This is a genomic window from Streptomyces sp. NPDC005195 (assembly GCF_040608315.1).
GTDB classification, from domain to species: domain Bacteria; phylum Actinomycetota; class Actinomycetes; order Streptomycetales; family Streptomycetaceae; genus Streptomyces; species Streptomyces kaempferi.
On sequence record NZ_JBEXHZ010000031.1, the window covers coordinates 57053 to 72135 of the forward strand.

Below are 15083 nucleotides of genomic sequence, written 5' to 3' on the forward strand. Positions count from 1 at the left end.
GCGAGGCCGACGACCCCGCGCCGAGCCGACGGGCTACGCCCGGCTCCGCCGCCCGCCCGTGTGCGCGCCGGCGTGCCGCAGCGAGCGGTAGGCCACCACGGCCCAGGCCGCGACGAGCAGCGTATAGAGGACGACGGCAGCCCAGACGAACACCTGGGAGCCGGTACGGGCCGCGAGGGCCGAGGTGCCGGTGACGCAGGCGCCGAGGGGGAAGATGAAAGACCACCAAGTGGGCGCGAAGGGCAGCCCCGCCCTGAACTCCCGTACGGTCAGCGCCGTGGCGAGTGCCAGCCACAGCATGGCGAAGCCCCACACCCCGACTCCGCCCAGCAGCGCGAGAACCGCCGTGCCGTGCACGTACGGTGTGGGCAGCGCGCCCGGCGCGGCCATGGCCAGCGCACCCAGCCCCGTCACGATCTGCCCCAGCGCGCCCAGTCCGATCCACACCGTGGGCACCATCGCACCGGTGGGCGCGTCATGGTGCACCAGGCGGCTGTAGACCATGGCCAGCACCAGCAGCGCGGCCACCAGTCCGAGCCCGAACATCGCGTAGCAGCCGAGCACCAGGGCCAGCCGCGGCTGCCCGGCGGGCATGTGCGGGACGAGCAGCGCGCCCGTCGTGGCGGAGACCAGCGGCGGTACCACCGGCATCAGCCAGCCGCCGAACGCCGCGTCCGGCGCGAACCGGTGCCGGGTGACCATCAGATACGGCACCGTGACGGCCGTGGCGAGACCGAGTACGGTTCCGGCCGACCACAGCGCCAAGTCCACGTCCAGCGCGGCCCGTTCCCCGATCACCGGCCCGCCGAGCTGCAACGCCCCGGCGCCCACCGTCAGGAGGGCCACGGCCGGCGCGCCGAAGAACTGAGACTGCGCCGGATCGGCGGCGTGCAGTCGCAGCGCCCTCTGACGTACGTACCCGACCGCCAGTACGACGAGCAGCAGGCCGGCTCCCGACCAGACCACCGTGGCGGCGGTCCGCAGACCGGGCAGGCTCCGCGGCAGGGTGACCACCGCGTTCGCGACGATGCCGGTGCCCATGACCGCCGCGAACCAACTGGGGCCGAACACCGGACGGCCTGCCGCGTTCGCCGTGGGCAGCCGTGGACGGGCTGGAAGCGGAACTCCCGGGGCCGCATCGTCCTCGGTAGGGACGGCTCGGGCACTGCTGGGGTGGGGTGTCACGGCGTGGAACGCCTCTTTCCTCGTCTGGGTAAGCACCGTCGTGAACCGTCCGTCCGGGGCCCCAGCCCAACAGAACGCGGGTCGCGGCCAAGTCCGTCGGCCCGTTGGCCTGACGAGGCTATGGCCGCCTCCCGTTCCCTCCACATGACACCGAGTGCCACAACACCCTCACATCAGGACCTGGCGACGCCTGCCGCCCGCACCTGGGCCGCGACGGCTCCTGTCACGCGGCCCCCGTCGCGCGGTGACCGTGGCGCGGCGACCGTGGCGCGCGACCCGTGGCACGGAGTCCGTCCCACAGAGTCCGTCCCACAGGGTCCGTCCCACAGAGTCCGTCAGCCCGCCGCGCGCGCCATCGCCGCCAGTCGCGCCACCTGCTCACCCATGCCGCGCGTACCGCTCAGCGGGGTCAGGGCGTGCGGCCACACGGCCTTGGCGAGAGTGACATGACGGGCACCGCCGAGCACCATGACGGGGTCGAGGTCCGTGATGCCGCGCTCAGCCGCCTGCTCCCGAAGCAGACGGGCGGTCACCGCGTCGGCGGCGCCGTGCGCCGTGTCGTAGGGGTCGATCTCGTCGTCGAGACCGAGCCGACCGTAGCGGGCGGAGAGGATCACGAGCCGATCCGGCCGGAGTGCCTCGGCGGCCCTTCGGCACGCGCGGTGGTAGGAGCCGACGTACATGTCCGCGGCCCGCGCGCGGTGGTCCAGTTTGCGCGCTCCACAGGGGATGACGATCAGTTCCGGGGCGCCGCCGCCGGTGTGTTCGTCCGGAGTCATACAGGTCCCTCCCAGGTCCGGGTGAAGACGGAATTCGCTGAGACAACGCCGCACGCGGCGACGGTCATGGCCGTACCGGGAGACACCGGGCCCTCACATCCGGACATGCCGTGGACGCGCGCGGGGACACGTCCTGATCTGCCGCAGTCCTGGCACCCTCGCGTATCCCGTCGTGTCGCGGAGCCCTCGTAGCCTCGAGATCAGCGCACGAGGTCGACGGTCCTCATCGCCGCGGACCACCTCGGCCCCAACGGCGGCGTGGTCGGCTGGCCACGCCGCCCGCGACGGTCTCCGTATGTGGAAAGAAGGCGTTCTACGCCGTGGCATCACGATCAGGCAGTGCTCTGTCCATCCCGCACCAGGTGGAATTCGGAATCAACGAATGGCTCGTCGACGAGTTCCGTGAGCGGTATCTCCGCGATCCCGACTCCGTCGACCGAGTGTGGCGGGACTACTTCCGGGCGTCCGCGACGGCGCCGGAGGCCGTACCCGCGCCCGCCGGAGCGACCTCGCACAAGCCGACGGGGCAGGAGCGGGAAAGGGACGCCGACCTCGTGGTCAAGGCGGTCCGCGTCGCCGCGCTGATCCACTCGTACCGCGTCCGCGGACACCTCGCGGCCGCCACCGACCCCCTGTCCGCGGGGCCGTCCGCCGACCACCCGGACCTCGAGCCGTCGGTGCACGGGCTCGATGCCGCGGACATCGCCCGGGAATTCCCCGTCGACGGTTTCGCGGGGAACCAGCGGATGACGCTCCGCGAGGTCCTGAAGACGCTTCGTGACGCGTACTGCGGCCCGACGGGCATCGAGTACATGCACATCCAGAGCCGGCAGGAGCGGCTCTGGATCCAGCGCCGCGTGGAGGTTCCGCCGCCCCGCCCGGGACGCGCCGAGCAGCTGCGGATTCTGTACCGTCTCGGATCCGCCGAGGCCTTCGAGACGTTCCTGCACACCAAGTACGTCGGGCAGAAGCGGTACTCGCTCGAGGGCGGGGAGTCCGCGATCGTCCTGCTGGACACGGTGCTCGAGCGCGCCGCCCGGCTGGGCATGCGCGAGGTGGTCATCGGGATGGCGCACCGCGGGCGGCTGAACGTCCTCGCCAACATCGTGGGCAAGCCGTACGCCCAGATCTTCGACGAGTTCGAGGACGCGGTCGACGTCCGGTCCGCTCAGGGCTCCGGCGACGTGAAGTACCACCTCGGGGCCGACGGTACCTTCCACACCCCGGACGGTCACGCGATCGCGGTCTCCGTGGTGGCGAACCCCTCCCACCTCGAGATCGTGGGGCCCGTGACGCAGGGGGTCGTGCGGGGGCGGCAGGATCTCGCGGAGGACGGGGACGGGCTGTCCGGCGTACTGCCCGTGGTGGTCCACGGCGATGCCGCCCTCGCGGGGCAGGGAGTGGTCGCGGAGACGCTGAACATGTCGCAGCTGCCGGGCTACGCCACCGGCGGTACCGTCCACCTGGTCATCAACAACCAGCTGGGGTTCACCACCGCACCCGCCGTCGGCCGGTCGAGTACGTACGCGACCGATGTCGCGCGGACCGTCGAGGCCCCCATCCTCCATGTCAACGGCGACGATCCCGAAGCGGTCGCCCGGGTGGCGCAGTTGGCCTTCGACTACCGCCAGGCGTTCCACAAGGACGTGGTCGTGGATCTGGTCTGTTACCGGCGCCACGGGCACAGCGAGGTCGACGATCCCTCCATCACGCAGCCGGCCATGTACGACCGCATCGCCGCCAGGCCGTCCGTGCGGGTGCTGTACGCGGAGTCGCTGCACAGCACGGGGGTGATCAGCGAGGAGGAAGCCGCGAGCGCCCGGCAGGGCTATCGCGATCAGCTCCAGCGGGCCTTCACCGAGACAGCGGGGGCGTCCTCACCCGGCCGCGAGCCGCTTGTGGCCCGTGACGTCGCGGAACCTCCGGTCCGCCGGACGGTGACAGCCGTCGCCGAGATGACGTTGCGGCACATCCTGGGCACCCAGATCGACCTGCCGCGTGAGTTCACCCCGCACCCGCGCGTGCTGCCCCAACTGGAGCGGCGGGCAGCCATGTTCGACGGCGGGAACATCGACTGGGCCACCGCGGAAGCGCTCGCGGTCGGATCACTGCTCCTGGACGGAGTGCCGGTCCGGCTGTCCGGGCAGGACTCCCGGAGGGGCACCTTCGGCCAGCGGCACGCGGTCCTCACGGACCGCCGTACGGGGCGCCAGCACACTCCCCTGGACTCGCTCGGTGCGGAAGCGGCGCGTTTCACGCCGTACGACTCCCTCTTGTCCGAACTCGCCGTGCTCGCCTTCGAATACGGCTACTCGCTGGCCCGGCCGGACGCCCTGGTGCTGTGGGAGGCACAGTTCGGCGACTTCGCCAACGGCGCCCAGACGGTCGTCGACGAGTACATCGCCTCCTCGGAGCGGAAGTGGGGGCAGCGGTCGGGCGTCACGCTGCTGCTGCCGCACGGCCTGGAGGGGCAGGGACCGGACCACTCCTCCGCCCGCATCGAACGGTTCCTGCAACTGTGCGCCGACGACAACCTGACCGTCGCCAACCCCTCGCTGCCGGCCAACTACTTCCACCTGCTCAGGGAACAGGGCCTCGACGCGGCCCGCAGGCCGCTGGTGGTCTTCACTCCCAAGTCCATGCTGCGGTCGAAGGCCGCGACCTCCGGACTGGAGGAGTTCACCGACGGCTCCTTCCTCCCGGTCGTCCCGGACACCGCACAGGACCCCGCCAGGACCCGACGGGTACTGCTGTGTTCGGGCAAGGTCTTCTACGACCTGGACGCGCACCGGCGTGAGTCGGGAGAGGACGGGACCGCCATCGTGCGGCTGGAGCGGCTGTACCCCTTCCCGGCCGACGAGTTGCGGGCGGAACTGTCCCGGTATCCGTCAGGCGTCGAGGTGCGCTGGGTCCAGGAGGAGCCGGCCAACCAGGGTGCGTGGACCTTCGCCGCGCCGCGTGTGGCCTCCCTGGTCCCGGCCCCCGTGGGATGCGTGAGCCGCCCGGCGGCCTCCGCTCCGGCAGGCGGGTCCGCCCGCCGCCACGCCGCCGAACAACGGGACCTCGTCGGGCGGGCGTTCGCCTGACGTTCGCGAGGGTCCGGCCGGGACAGGGGGCTCGGCCGGGACGGCTCGGCCCGGCGCGGGGAGTCGCGCCGGGCGGGGGCCGCACCGGGCTGCTCGAGGGCGCCCGGGTCGGGGGTGCCGTGGGAACTGCGGTGAGGTCCCGACGGGGAGTTCAAGAGGTCTGCCGCGGCGGCCCGTTGGGGATCCACCTGCGAGGCGGGGCGGCAACTCCGCCTGGCCTCGGACGCCACAAGGGCCGATCACGGTGCCGCGCGGACAGGAACAGGACCGCTCGCGGTGCCGGGCGTGACCCGTTCCGAGTGCCGGCTCAGCCGTCGGCCCCCGACGCGGCGGGCGCCCCGGCATCCGCCACTCCGGTGGTGTGGAACCGGGCCCGGAACACACCCGGAGTCACCTTGAGGTTCCGTACGAACGCCCGGCGCAGCGACTCGGGCGAACCGAACCCCGTACGACGGGCGACCACCGCCATGGGATCGTCGCCGCACTCCAGCATCGCCTGCGCCGCTTCCAGCCGGACCTGTTCCACGTAGCGGGCCGGTGTCATGCCCAGCTCCTCGCAGAAGAGCCGGGCCACATGGCGGGAGCTGACGCCGGCCCGGCGCGCCATGGCGGACAGCGTGTGGTTGGCTGCCGGGTCCTCCGCCACGGCGTCCAGCACCCGGCGGAGCATGTCCTGGCGGGTGTGCGCGGCGCGGGCGCGCACACTGAACTGGGACTGTCCACCGGGCCGTTGCATGAAGACGACCAGGTCCTTGGCCACCGCGCGGGCCACTTCGGCCCCGTAGTGCTCCTCCACGAGTGCCAGCGACAGGTCGATGCCCGCGGTGACTCCGGCCGAGGTCATCACCTTTCCGTCCCGCACGAAGATCGCGTCCGGCTTGACCTCGACGGCGGGGAAGCGCAGGGCCAACTGCCGCGAGTGGCGCCAGTGGGTGGCCGCGCTGCGGCCGTCCAGCAGACCGGCGGCGGCCAGCAGGAAGGCGCCGGTACAGACGGAAGCCGTGCAGCGTGAATTCGCGTCCAGTGTCCGCACGGTGTCCAGCAGGGCGTCATCCTTGATCATCCGATCCCAGGCCGGCCCGCCGGGAACCACCAGGACGTCACTGGTCTCCCGCGCGTCCGCCACGGCCATGTCGACGCCGAGACGGGTTCCCGCCGCCGTCGTCACCTCGTTCCCGTCGACCGAGACCATGTTCAACCGGTAGTGCGCGCCGAAGTCGTTCGCCGAGGTGAACACCTCGATCGGGCCGGTCACATCCAGCAGCCGGACGCCGGGAAAGACGAAGATCGTCACGAGGAGCGAGTCGGTTCCGGCGCGCTTGTGGTTCATCGAATGCCTCCGGACCTGGCACGGGGTTACGGTCGATGCTATGCGCAGTGAGTTCGCAGAACAAACCAACTAGGATCGCGGCAAGTCCGACATCCGGCCACGCGCCTGCCCCACAGCCGGGACCCTCGATCTCGTAGGGGAGCGCTGGTCGCTCGTGGTGCTGCGCGAAGTGTGCGTGGGAATCCGGCGCTACGCCGGCATCCGCGCCAACACCGGAGCGCCGGGGGACGTTCTCACCAAGCGGCTGAGATCCCTGGAGGCCGCGGGGATCCTGGAGCGTCGCCAGTATCAGGACCGCCCTCCCCGCTTCGAGTACCACCTGACGGGCGCGGGGCAGGCACTGGAGCCGGTGCTGATCGGGCTCCGGGACCGGGGCCTTCGGCACCTGCGTGACCCGCCGCCCGCACCGCGGTTCCTGCACACCCGCGGCGCCGATGTGGAGACGCGGGTCGTCCGCGCCCAGTGCGGCGAGCCCCTTGGGGGGCGGACTGGTGCCCGTACTGGAGGAGGAGACCCGTTCGGGCCCTGAGGCGCCCCGCATGCCCCTGGACCTCGACCGGAACCTCCACAACGACTTTCCTGGCGACCGGTTGCGGCGACCCGTATCGGCCACGACGGTTCGACCGGGATCCGCCGTCGGCCCCTCCGGCGCCGGGAGCGGTCGAGGGCGAGGACGACCGCCCGCCATGTCCGGTCGCTCGGGTGTGTGGGCTGGGTGTCCCGAGTGTGTGGGCTGGGTGTCTCCGCATCGCCCACCCCTTCGGTGAGCCCGTTCCGCCCGCTCCTGGACGGACACGGGTCGCGGCGGTCGCCGCGAGCCGGCTTCCGCCCGCACGCCGTCCCACGACGGCAAGATCCCGAAAGCGGTCGACTGACGAGGACATGCCCACATGCGGCGCGGGGCCGGTGAGGCCCGAGCGGCGCGGTGGCGCCGGCCCGAACACCCGCGGCCGAAGCGGAGGAGGAGAGGGGGCGGCCGACGGCGCCCCCCGCCGTCCGGTCGACGTGTCCGATATCCGGAACGGGTCGTCCTTCTTCAGGTACAGAGGGACGGGGGAACGGCGCACGGAGGACGACCGGGCGATACTTTGACGATTTCATTGCCCTCCCTTAGGCCGTGGAGAACAGGGCTCGAAAGAAACGGAATCCGGCGGAACACACTCCGTTTTCTGCGGCACGGCCGGCGGGTTTCCGATTCCGTACGTGGACTTCACGTGGCCCCAGGTGGGAAAACAGGCTTCCGTTGTCGCCCGGCAACGATGTCGGTGGGGTTCGGCGACGGAATCAGCGGTGAACTGCGGCATCGGCGGCGATACGGGGAGCGAAAACGCTTTCCCGCGCACGCTGTCCTCGAGACGCGCGTCCCGGGTGATCTGATTGGCGCGATCGAACCTTGTTCATACGGTCCGGCTGGAAGATCTTTGATTGCCGCCGACCGCCGGTCGGTGTGCCAACCGTCGAGAAAGGACCGTCATGAAGTCGACTGTCGCCATGCGTAAGAAGGCCGGCTCCAAGAAGATTGCGGTGCGCCGCACCGGAGACGTGCGCCTGACGTCGGCCGCCTGTCAGTGCCCGTACTCCGTCCAGGCCTGATCGCTTCGCTTTACCACGCTCGGGTGCGCCGCCTGCCGGCGCACCCGGGTCTTTTATCCGGAATTCCGCTGAAGGAGGGTCTGTGGCCGGTGACGGCCTCGTTTTCCACGAACTGAGTTTCGTTCCCGAAGGCGACGAGGTGGTGGTCGGCCGCCTCGACACCGGTTCCTACGCGGTTTTCCCGGCCGACGGCGCGGAGTTGCTGCGGCAGCTCATGCGGGGAATGACACCCGACGCCGCCGCCGACTGGTACGAGACCACGTTCGGAGAGGACGCCGATCTCCCGGATTTCGTCACCACTCTGCGCGAGCTCGGCTTCGTCGACGAGGCGGACCGGGCACGGCCGGCCGCTCCCGCCCCGCGGGTACGTCTGCGCGGCTTGGGCCGAGCTGCCTTCTCTCCGCCGGCCTGGGTGCTGTACGGCGCCGTGGTCGGCGGCTGGACGTGGGCGGCGACCGCGCGGCCGGACCTGACACCGCATCCGGGGCAGATCTTCTTCACGCACTCCCTGCTCGTGGTCCAGCTGGTCATCACCCTCGGCCAGGTGCCGCTTCTGCTGCTGCACGAGGGCTTCCACATTCTCGCCGGCCGGCGTCTCGGTCTGCCCACGCGCCTGACTGTGAGCAACCGTCTGACGTACATCGTCGCCGAAACCCAGATCAACGGGCTGCTCAGCGTTCCCAGGGCGAAGCGCTATCTCCCGTTCTTCGCCGGAATGGTCTGCGACGGCGTCGTTTTCGCGGCGCTCGGGCTCGTCGCGGATCTGACCCGGAATTCCGGCGGATCGTTCTCGCCGGCCGGGCGGCTCTGTCTCGGACTGGCATTCACGGTCGCGGTGCGCATCCTGTGGCAGCTCCAGCTCTATCTGCGCACCGATCTCTATTATGTGGCGGCCACCGCTTGGAACTGCTACGACCTTCACGACGCGGGCATGACCCTGATGAAGAATCGCGTGTGGCGTTCCATGAATCGTCCGGACCGTATCGTGGACGAGGAGAAATGGACGCCCCGCGACCGCCGGGTCGGCACGTTCTACGGGCCTTTCATCGTCCTGGGATACGGCGCGTTCGCCGCGATCACCGTCTTCGTCAGCGTCCCCGTGACGGTCAACTACGTCAGCATTGCCGGGCGCGCCCTCGGCTCCGGCGGCGTGGACGCGGCCTTTTGGGACGCTGTGCTGTCCCTGTGCATGAACGTGGCCCAGATCGTCGCACTCGTCGTGCTGTCCCGCAGGAAACGCCGGAACAAGAAGTCAGCCCACTCCCTCACGTCCTCTTCACCGGAGGTTGAACTCGCATGACGGGCCATCTGCGGATCGTCGGAGACAGGCGCGACGACCGCTTGCGCACCATCGCAGCCCACACCGGCAAGGCTCTCGTGGTCCGCTGCCACCAGCGGCTGCGCGGTCCCTACACCGGCGTGGACACGGTGCTGCGCGCCGTGCTGCCCGAGGCCTACCGGCGCTGGCCGGACCTGGTCGAGGACCATCGCGTGGCACTCCTGTACGGGATGCCCGAGCTGGCCCATCTCATCGGACCGCCACCGCGCACCCTGGCCGACGACGCTCCCTACGAGGAACGCACGCGCTTCTTCGGCGCCGGCTGGGTCCGCTGCATGAGCCAGGGCATCGTCGGCTTCCTGCTGGAGTACGCCCGGCGCATCCACAGCGACACCGTCTTCGAGATCGCCTTCGAAGAGGCGCACGCCGCCGAGGCCACCACCCAGGAACTGATCGCCCTGCTTCTGCGCCGGGCGGACCCGCGCCGGCTGCGCGTGGTCGTCTCCGCCACCCGCGACACGCTCTCCGACGAGCTCCAGGACGCTCTGGCCGACGTGACCGTCCTGCCCGTCCCGCGCACCGCCGAGCAGCCGGTCGAAGACCGGACCCCCGACGACTGGGCCGCCGTCTATGTGGACGGCGACTGCACCGACGACGACCCCCGCGCCCTCGGCGGATACCAGCGGACCGACCCGCGGACCCGCACCCGCCTCCACGACCGGCGGGCCGACTCCCTCGAACAGACGGCCACATGGGGCATCCGCATGGGCGCCCTCGCCCACCACCGCGAACACGGCGGTGACCCCTCCGGCGCGGGACGGGCCGCCCTGCTCGCGGCCCAGCGCCACGCGGTGGCCACCGGCTTCTCCGCCGCCGTGGTCGACCTCGGCCTGCGCGGCCGCGGCCTGACCGACCCGCGCTCGCACGAACACGACTACTGGGAGTTCACCCGCGAAGCGGCCGCGGCCTGCATCCCGGTCGGACGCCTGGAACAGTCCATGGAGCTGTACCAGAGCCTGCTGCGCCGCTTCACCGATCCCAAGATCCATATGATGACCAGTTACGCCATCGCGATGCTGCACACCCGGTTCCTGAAGCCCCGCGACCACGCACTGGCCGTCCAGTGGCAGCACAACGCCGTCGCCATCGCGGGAATCCTCCCGGACCCGGCCGAGCGGCTGACGTACAGCGTCTTCCACGACAACGGACTGGCACTCGTCGAGATGCACCGCGGCAACCTGCACCACGCCCTGGCACTCGTGGAGTCATGCATCACCCGGCTCGACGAGCGGCTCGACGACGACCAGTGGGCCCTGCACCGCTCCCAACTGCTCTACAACCGCGCCCGACTGCTGGTGGCGCTCGGCCGGCCGGACGAAGCGCACGCCGACTACACCCGGCTCGTCGACATCGACCCGTACTACACCGACTACCTCTCGGAGCGGGCCAGGATCTCGCGGGACCGCGGCGACTTCGACGCCGCCCTGGACGACTACGACCGTGCGGTGCGGCTCGCGCCTCCGTTCCCCGAGCTGTACTACAACCGCGGCACCGCCCGTGCGCAGGTCGGCGACCACCCAGGGGCCCTCGGGGACTTCACCCTCGTACTCGAGATGGAACCGCGCGACCTCGACACCCGGATCGCCCGAGCGGAACTGCTGCTGGAATCAGGCGATCTCGACGCGGCCGAGTCCGACACGGCCACCGGACTGAGGCTTCACCCGGGAGAACTCCAACTCCTCTGTCTGCAGGGCACGGTCCTCCTGCAACGCGATCAACTCGACCGCGCTCTGGCCGCCTTCGACGGAGCGCTCGCAAAGGATCCGCGCTACCCGGCCGCACTGATCAACCGGGCCGTGGTGCATTTCCGGCAGTCGCGCCCGGAGATGGCCGTCGCGGACCTGACCGCCGCACTCGAGGCCGTCGGGGACGACCCCGACATCCTGCTCAACCGCGGCATCGCCCACCTGGCCGGCGACCGCCCGGACCTGGCCCTCGAGGACTTCGACCAAGCGCTCACCCTGCCGGACGCCGACACCACCGAACTCCAGGAGCAACGCCGGCTCTGCACCGCGTCCAGCGCCCGGTGAGACCACCGCCCGCCCGCCCCTCGCGGGGGCGTCCACCACGTCGAGTGACGCCGCCGGAGTGACGGTCCTCCCGGTTCCCCGCTGGGGGCGGCCCGGTTCCCCGCTGAGGGCGGCCCGCGAAGAACCGAGGTGCGGCCGGGGCTGGTGCGACGGGCCGCCGGCGATTCCGTCCGGTGGCCGCGCGGTCGGTCATGTCCCGGCCCGGGGAACGCAGAAGACCCCACGCGAAGTGGGGTCCCAACCGGTAACTGTGTATCTGGTGTCCGAGGGGGGACTTGAACCCCCACGCCCGATAAAGGGCACTAGCACCTCAAGCTAGCGCGTCTGCCATTCCGCCACCCGGACCAGGTGTCCGCCGCCTGGCCGGGAGGTGTTCCCCGCGGCGACATGGACAACAATACCAAGGTTTCAGGGTGCCTTTCACCTGCATATCCAGGCCCTGGGGGCGGCTGTGCGGGGTCGGGCGCGGGTAGATCACGTCAGCCACCTCGAGTGACGGAACGGTCACCAAGAGTCCACGCCGCTCGCTCCGACTCGCCAGGGCGAGCGGCACGCACTCGACCGGCGATCCTCCCCTCACGCCGTCACCCCTCCCCCTCACCCACCCCCACCACCAGAACCCGCAGCGCCCGCACGAGCGGCCCCCGCCTCCTCGCCCAGTGGAGCGAGGAAGCGCCGCTCCGTCTCCCGCCGGGCCAGTTCGGCCCGCCGCAGGCAGTCGTGGCCCGCCGCCGTCAGCTCCACGATGTTCTTGCGCCGGTCCTGGGGGCTGCGGTGGCGCTCGACGAGCCCGTGGTCCTCCAGGCCGTCGACGAGCGCCACCATCGTGGTGCGGTCGACGCCGAGCCGTCCCGCCACCTCGACCTGCGACAGCGGGTACTCGGCGGCGAGCACCGCCAGGACCGCCAGCTCGTGCCCGTCCACCCCGAAGGGCGCCAGCGCCTCGGCGGATCCCCGCGTCAGCCGTTGCTGTGCGTGCTTGAGGAGATAGCCGAGCCGGGCCTCAAGGGGCACGGGGGCCGCGGGAGGCGTGGAGGGAACACGGGGGCGCGGAGGACTCAGGGAGCTGCTCGCCGGTCATGCCCACACTGCATCCAGCGCTGCTTGTCAGGACTGCTGAAGATCGGCTATTGCGGCTCGGGCTGCTCGTCACCAGCAACCGTGTCCGGCCGCCCGCCGTCCTCGGGAAGATCGCCTCGACCGTGGACGTGATCTCCGGCGGTCGGCTCGTGATGGGCATCGGTGTCGGCGGCACCCGGCAGCCTCCCCGCGCGGGCGGGATCGCGGGCGAGAATCCGGCGGTCGCGGAGTACGCGGCGTACCGGCTGACGCTCGTCCCGCCCGGTGAGGGCGTGACCCGCCTCGCGAAGACCGTCGGGATCCTGAAGCACCTGTGGACCGAGGACGTCTTCGACTTCGAGGGACGTCACTACCAGCTCCGGGGTACCCCCAACGAACCCAAGCTCGTGCAGCGGCCGGGGCCTGCGCTGTTGATCGGAGGCTGGGGGACGCGGCTGCTGCGGCTGGTCGCCGAGCAGGCGGACCTCTGGAACGTCCCCGGGCCACCGCACAACGGCGTGGAGTTCGTCGCCTGGCGCGGCCGGGTACTGGACGCGCACTGCGTGGAGATCGGGCGCGACCCCCGCGAGATCACCCGGTCGGTGCAGGTCGTCGTCTCCTACGACGACCCGGCCGCCACCCGGGCCGCGGTCACCGGCCTCATCGGCGTCGGCACGAACCACGTCGTGCTCGCCCTGCCCCAGCCCTGCCCGAGGTGCCGGAGAGCGGGCGGCGCCCCTGACCGGGCAACCCCCGGACACGGACCCGCCCGCTCCGCCGTCACCGGTACGACCGGCGCCCGTGGGTCACGGAACGAGCTGGTACTCGGGGAAGTTGCCCGGCAGCCGTTCCTCCGCCGGACCCTGCGTGACGGCGCGCACGAGCAGTTCGCCGCCCACGAAGGCCCCGCGCCAGGACGCGCCGAGTCCGCCGAACAGTTCGTCGCGGTCGCCGCGCGAACGGGGCTTGCCGCGTCCGAGTTTGAACGCGCGGATCTGCGGCGCCAGTCGGGTGTACGTCGCCTCGTCGTCGGTGGAAAGGGTCGCCACCAGCGCTCCGTTCGACGCGTTCATCGCGGCGAGCAGCTCCGCCTCGGTGTCGACCAGGACGATGGTGTCGACCGGGCCGAAGGGTTCCGCGTGGTGCAGGGGCGAGGACGGCGGCGGGTTGAGCAGCGTGACGGGCTGGACGTACGCCGAGGTGTCCTGGCCGGGCAGGAACCGTGTGTCGGACAGTTTGCCGCGGTGCAGGGGGACCGCGCCGCGGCTGATGGCCTCGGCGACCTGGTCGTCCAGTTCCTTCGCCTTGGCCGCGTTGATGACGGGTCCGAAGTCCAGTGCGGGAAAGGGGTCGTCGGGGTGCTCGACCGCGAGTGGGTGGCCGATCCGCAGGGTGCGGACGGCCGGGAGGTAGGCGGCGAGGAACTCGTCGAACAGGGCGCGCTGGACGACGAAGCGCGGGTAGGCGGTGCAGCGCTGCTTGCCGTAGTCGAAGAGTTTCGGGACGACGGCCGTGAGCGCGTCCCAGTCCGTGTAGTTCCAGACGCCCCAGGTGTTGAGGCCTTCCTGTTCGAGGATGTGTCGCTTGCCGAGGTCGGCGACGGCGGTGGCCACGGCGGCGCCGGTGTCGCGGCCGCCGACGAAGGAGACGCAGCCGATCTCGGGTGCGCGCACGAGCGCCTCGGACAGCTCGCCGCCGCTGCCGCTGACGAGGGTGACGGGGATCCCTTCGCGTGCGGCGAGCGCGCAGGCCAGGGTGAGGCAGGCGACGCCGCCGTCGGTGGGGGCCTTGGCGATGACCGCGTTGCCTGCCAGGGCCTGGACCAGCATGGCGTGGACGAGGACGCTCATCGGGTAGTTCCAGCTGGCGATGTTGGACACCGGGCCGTCCAGCGGGCTCCGGCCCTCGACCATGGGTTCGATGCCGTCGACGTACCAGCGGACGCCGTCGATCGCCCGGTCCACGTCGGCCTGGGCGAGCCGCCAGGGCTTGCCGATCTCCCAGACCAGGAGAAGGGCGAGCAGTTCACGGTGCTCGGTGAGCGCGTCGAGGGTGGCGGCGACGCGGGCCCGGCGTTCGGGCAGGGGGACGTGCCGCCAGGCCCGGTGCCGGTCGAGTGAGGCGCGTACGGCTTGCTGGGCGGTGGCGCCGTCCAGGCGGGGCGGACCCGCGACGGGGCTTCCGTCGACGGGGCTGGTGGCGGGCAGTGCCCGGCCGTCGGGCCGCCAGGAGGTGCCCCAGAGGTTGAGGACCCGGTCCTCCTGGAACGCCTCGGGCGCGACGGCGAGGCAGCGCTGCCAGGCGTCGGCCCAGGACGTCCCGGACTTCAGGACCAGGGAGGTGGTGGGGGTGGATGCCATTCGGATGTCTCCGCTCTCGGTGCACAGTCGGGGGCGGGAGGTGCCTGGCTCGTGCCGGACCTGCAGGGTCCATCGGCTCGCACGAGGGGTGGTCGCGTCCGTGCGGAGGACGAGGGTGGTCACGCACGGAGGGCGCCGGTGATCGCGTCCGCGGGGAGGGCGACGGTGGTCGCCCTCCGTACGGGGAGGGCGACGGTGGTCGCCCTCCGTACGGGGAGGGGTGGGCGGGGTGGGGGCGGGGGGGGGGGGCGCGGCGGCCCCCCGGGCAGGGCCGCGGCGGCAGGCGCTCGCTGCGGAGCGGGTGGAACATTCACACCGCCCC

Annotated in this window: 8 protein-coding genes, 1 tRNA gene and 2 pseudogenes; 5 read left to right on the top strand and 6 right to left on the bottom strand. The window is 71.4% G+C overall.

What is annotated here, in order from left to right; all coding sequences use genetic code 11:
- Positions 1 to 33: 33 nt before the first annotated feature.
- Together ABZV34_RS26395 and ABZV34_RS26400 are read right to left on the bottom strand one after the other, a co-directional pair.
- Positions 34 to 1071 carry a TDT family transporter gene (locus ABZV34_RS26395; RefSeq protein WP_356281408.1) on the bottom strand — a complete coding sequence of 346 codons (1038 nt, stop codon included), beginning with the start codon at positions 1069 to 1071 and terminating at the stop codon, positions 34 to 36.
- 449 nt (positions 1072 to 1520) lie between these two features.
- Positions 1521 to 1964: a DUF6884 domain-containing protein gene (locus ABZV34_RS26400; protein ID WP_356281411.1), complete on the bottom strand. Its 444-nt coding sequence runs from the start codon at positions 1962 to 1964 to the stop codon at positions 1521 to 1523.
- Between the two features lie 359 nt (positions 1965 to 2323).
- On the opposite strand from ABZV34_RS26400, the pseudogene ABZV34_RS26405 reads away from it, so the two are divergent.
- Positions 2324 to 5050 (top strand): annotated as a pseudogene (locus ABZV34_RS26405) (multifunctional oxoglutarate decarboxylase/oxoglutarate dehydrogenase thiamine pyrophosphate-binding subunit/dihydrolipoyllysine-residue succinyltransferase subunit); the annotation flags it as partial.
- Positions 5051 to 5357: 307 nt separating this feature from the next.
- Here ABZV34_RS26405 and ABZV34_RS26410 read toward each other — a convergent pair.
- Positions 5358 to 6380 (bottom strand): DJ-1/PfpI family protein, encoded by a 1023-nt coding sequence (locus tag ABZV34_RS26410; RefSeq protein ID WP_356281414.1) that lies wholly within the window; start codon positions 6378 to 6380, stop codon positions 5358 to 5360.
- A gap of 91 nt (positions 6381 to 6471) precedes the next feature.
- Between ABZV34_RS26410 and ABZV34_RS26415 the strand changes: the two genes are divergently transcribed.
- From ABZV34_RS26415 to ABZV34_RS26425, 3 genes are all read left to right on the top strand, one after another.
- Positions 6472 to 6909, top strand: coding sequence for a helix-turn-helix domain-containing protein (locus ABZV34_RS26415; protein ID WP_356281444.1), 438 nt, complete (start codon positions 6472 to 6474; stop codon positions 6907 to 6909).
- A gap of 1146 nt (positions 6910 to 8055) precedes the next feature.
- Entirely contained in the window at positions 8056 to 9273 is a 1218-nt protein-coding gene (locus ABZV34_RS26420) for a hypothetical protein (protein ID WP_356281417.1), read from the top strand.
- The gene (locus tag ABZV34_RS26425) at positions 9270 to 11342 is read left to right on the top strand and encodes a tetratricopeptide repeat protein (protein WP_356281420.1); all 2073 of its coding nucleotides are present in this window, start codon (positions 9270 to 9272) and stop codon (positions 11340 to 11342) included. The genes ABZV34_RS26420 and ABZV34_RS26425 overlap by 4 nt, the downstream gene beginning before the upstream one ends.
- 257 nt (positions 11343 to 11599) lie before the next feature.
- Here ABZV34_RS26425 and ABZV34_RS26430 read toward each other — a convergent pair.
- Both ABZV34_RS26430 and ABZV34_RS26435 read right to left on the bottom strand, forming a co-directional pair.
- A tRNA-Leu gene (locus ABZV34_RS26430) sits at positions 11600 to 11687 on the bottom strand.
- A gap of 252 nt (positions 11688 to 11939) precedes the next feature.
- Positions 11940 to 12356 carry a MarR family transcriptional regulator gene (locus ABZV34_RS26435; RefSeq protein WP_356281423.1) on the bottom strand — a complete coding sequence of 139 codons (417 nt, stop codon included), beginning with the start codon at positions 12354 to 12356 and terminating at the stop codon, positions 11940 to 11942.
- 65 nt (positions 12357 to 12421) lie between these two features.
- Here ABZV34_RS26435 and ABZV34_RS26440 point away from each other — a divergent pair.
- A pseudogene (locus ABZV34_RS26440) lies at positions 12422 to 12994 on the top strand (LLM class flavin-dependent oxidoreductase); the annotation flags it as partial.
- A 213-nt stretch (positions 12995 to 13207) separates the two neighbouring features.
- On the opposite strand, the gene ABZV34_RS26445 reads toward ABZV34_RS26440, so the two are convergent.
- Entirely contained in the window at positions 13208 to 14761 is a 1554-nt protein-coding gene (locus tag ABZV34_RS26445) for an aldehyde dehydrogenase family protein (RefSeq protein ID WP_356281426.1), read from the bottom strand.
- Positions 14762 to 15083 lie beyond the last annotated feature (322 nt).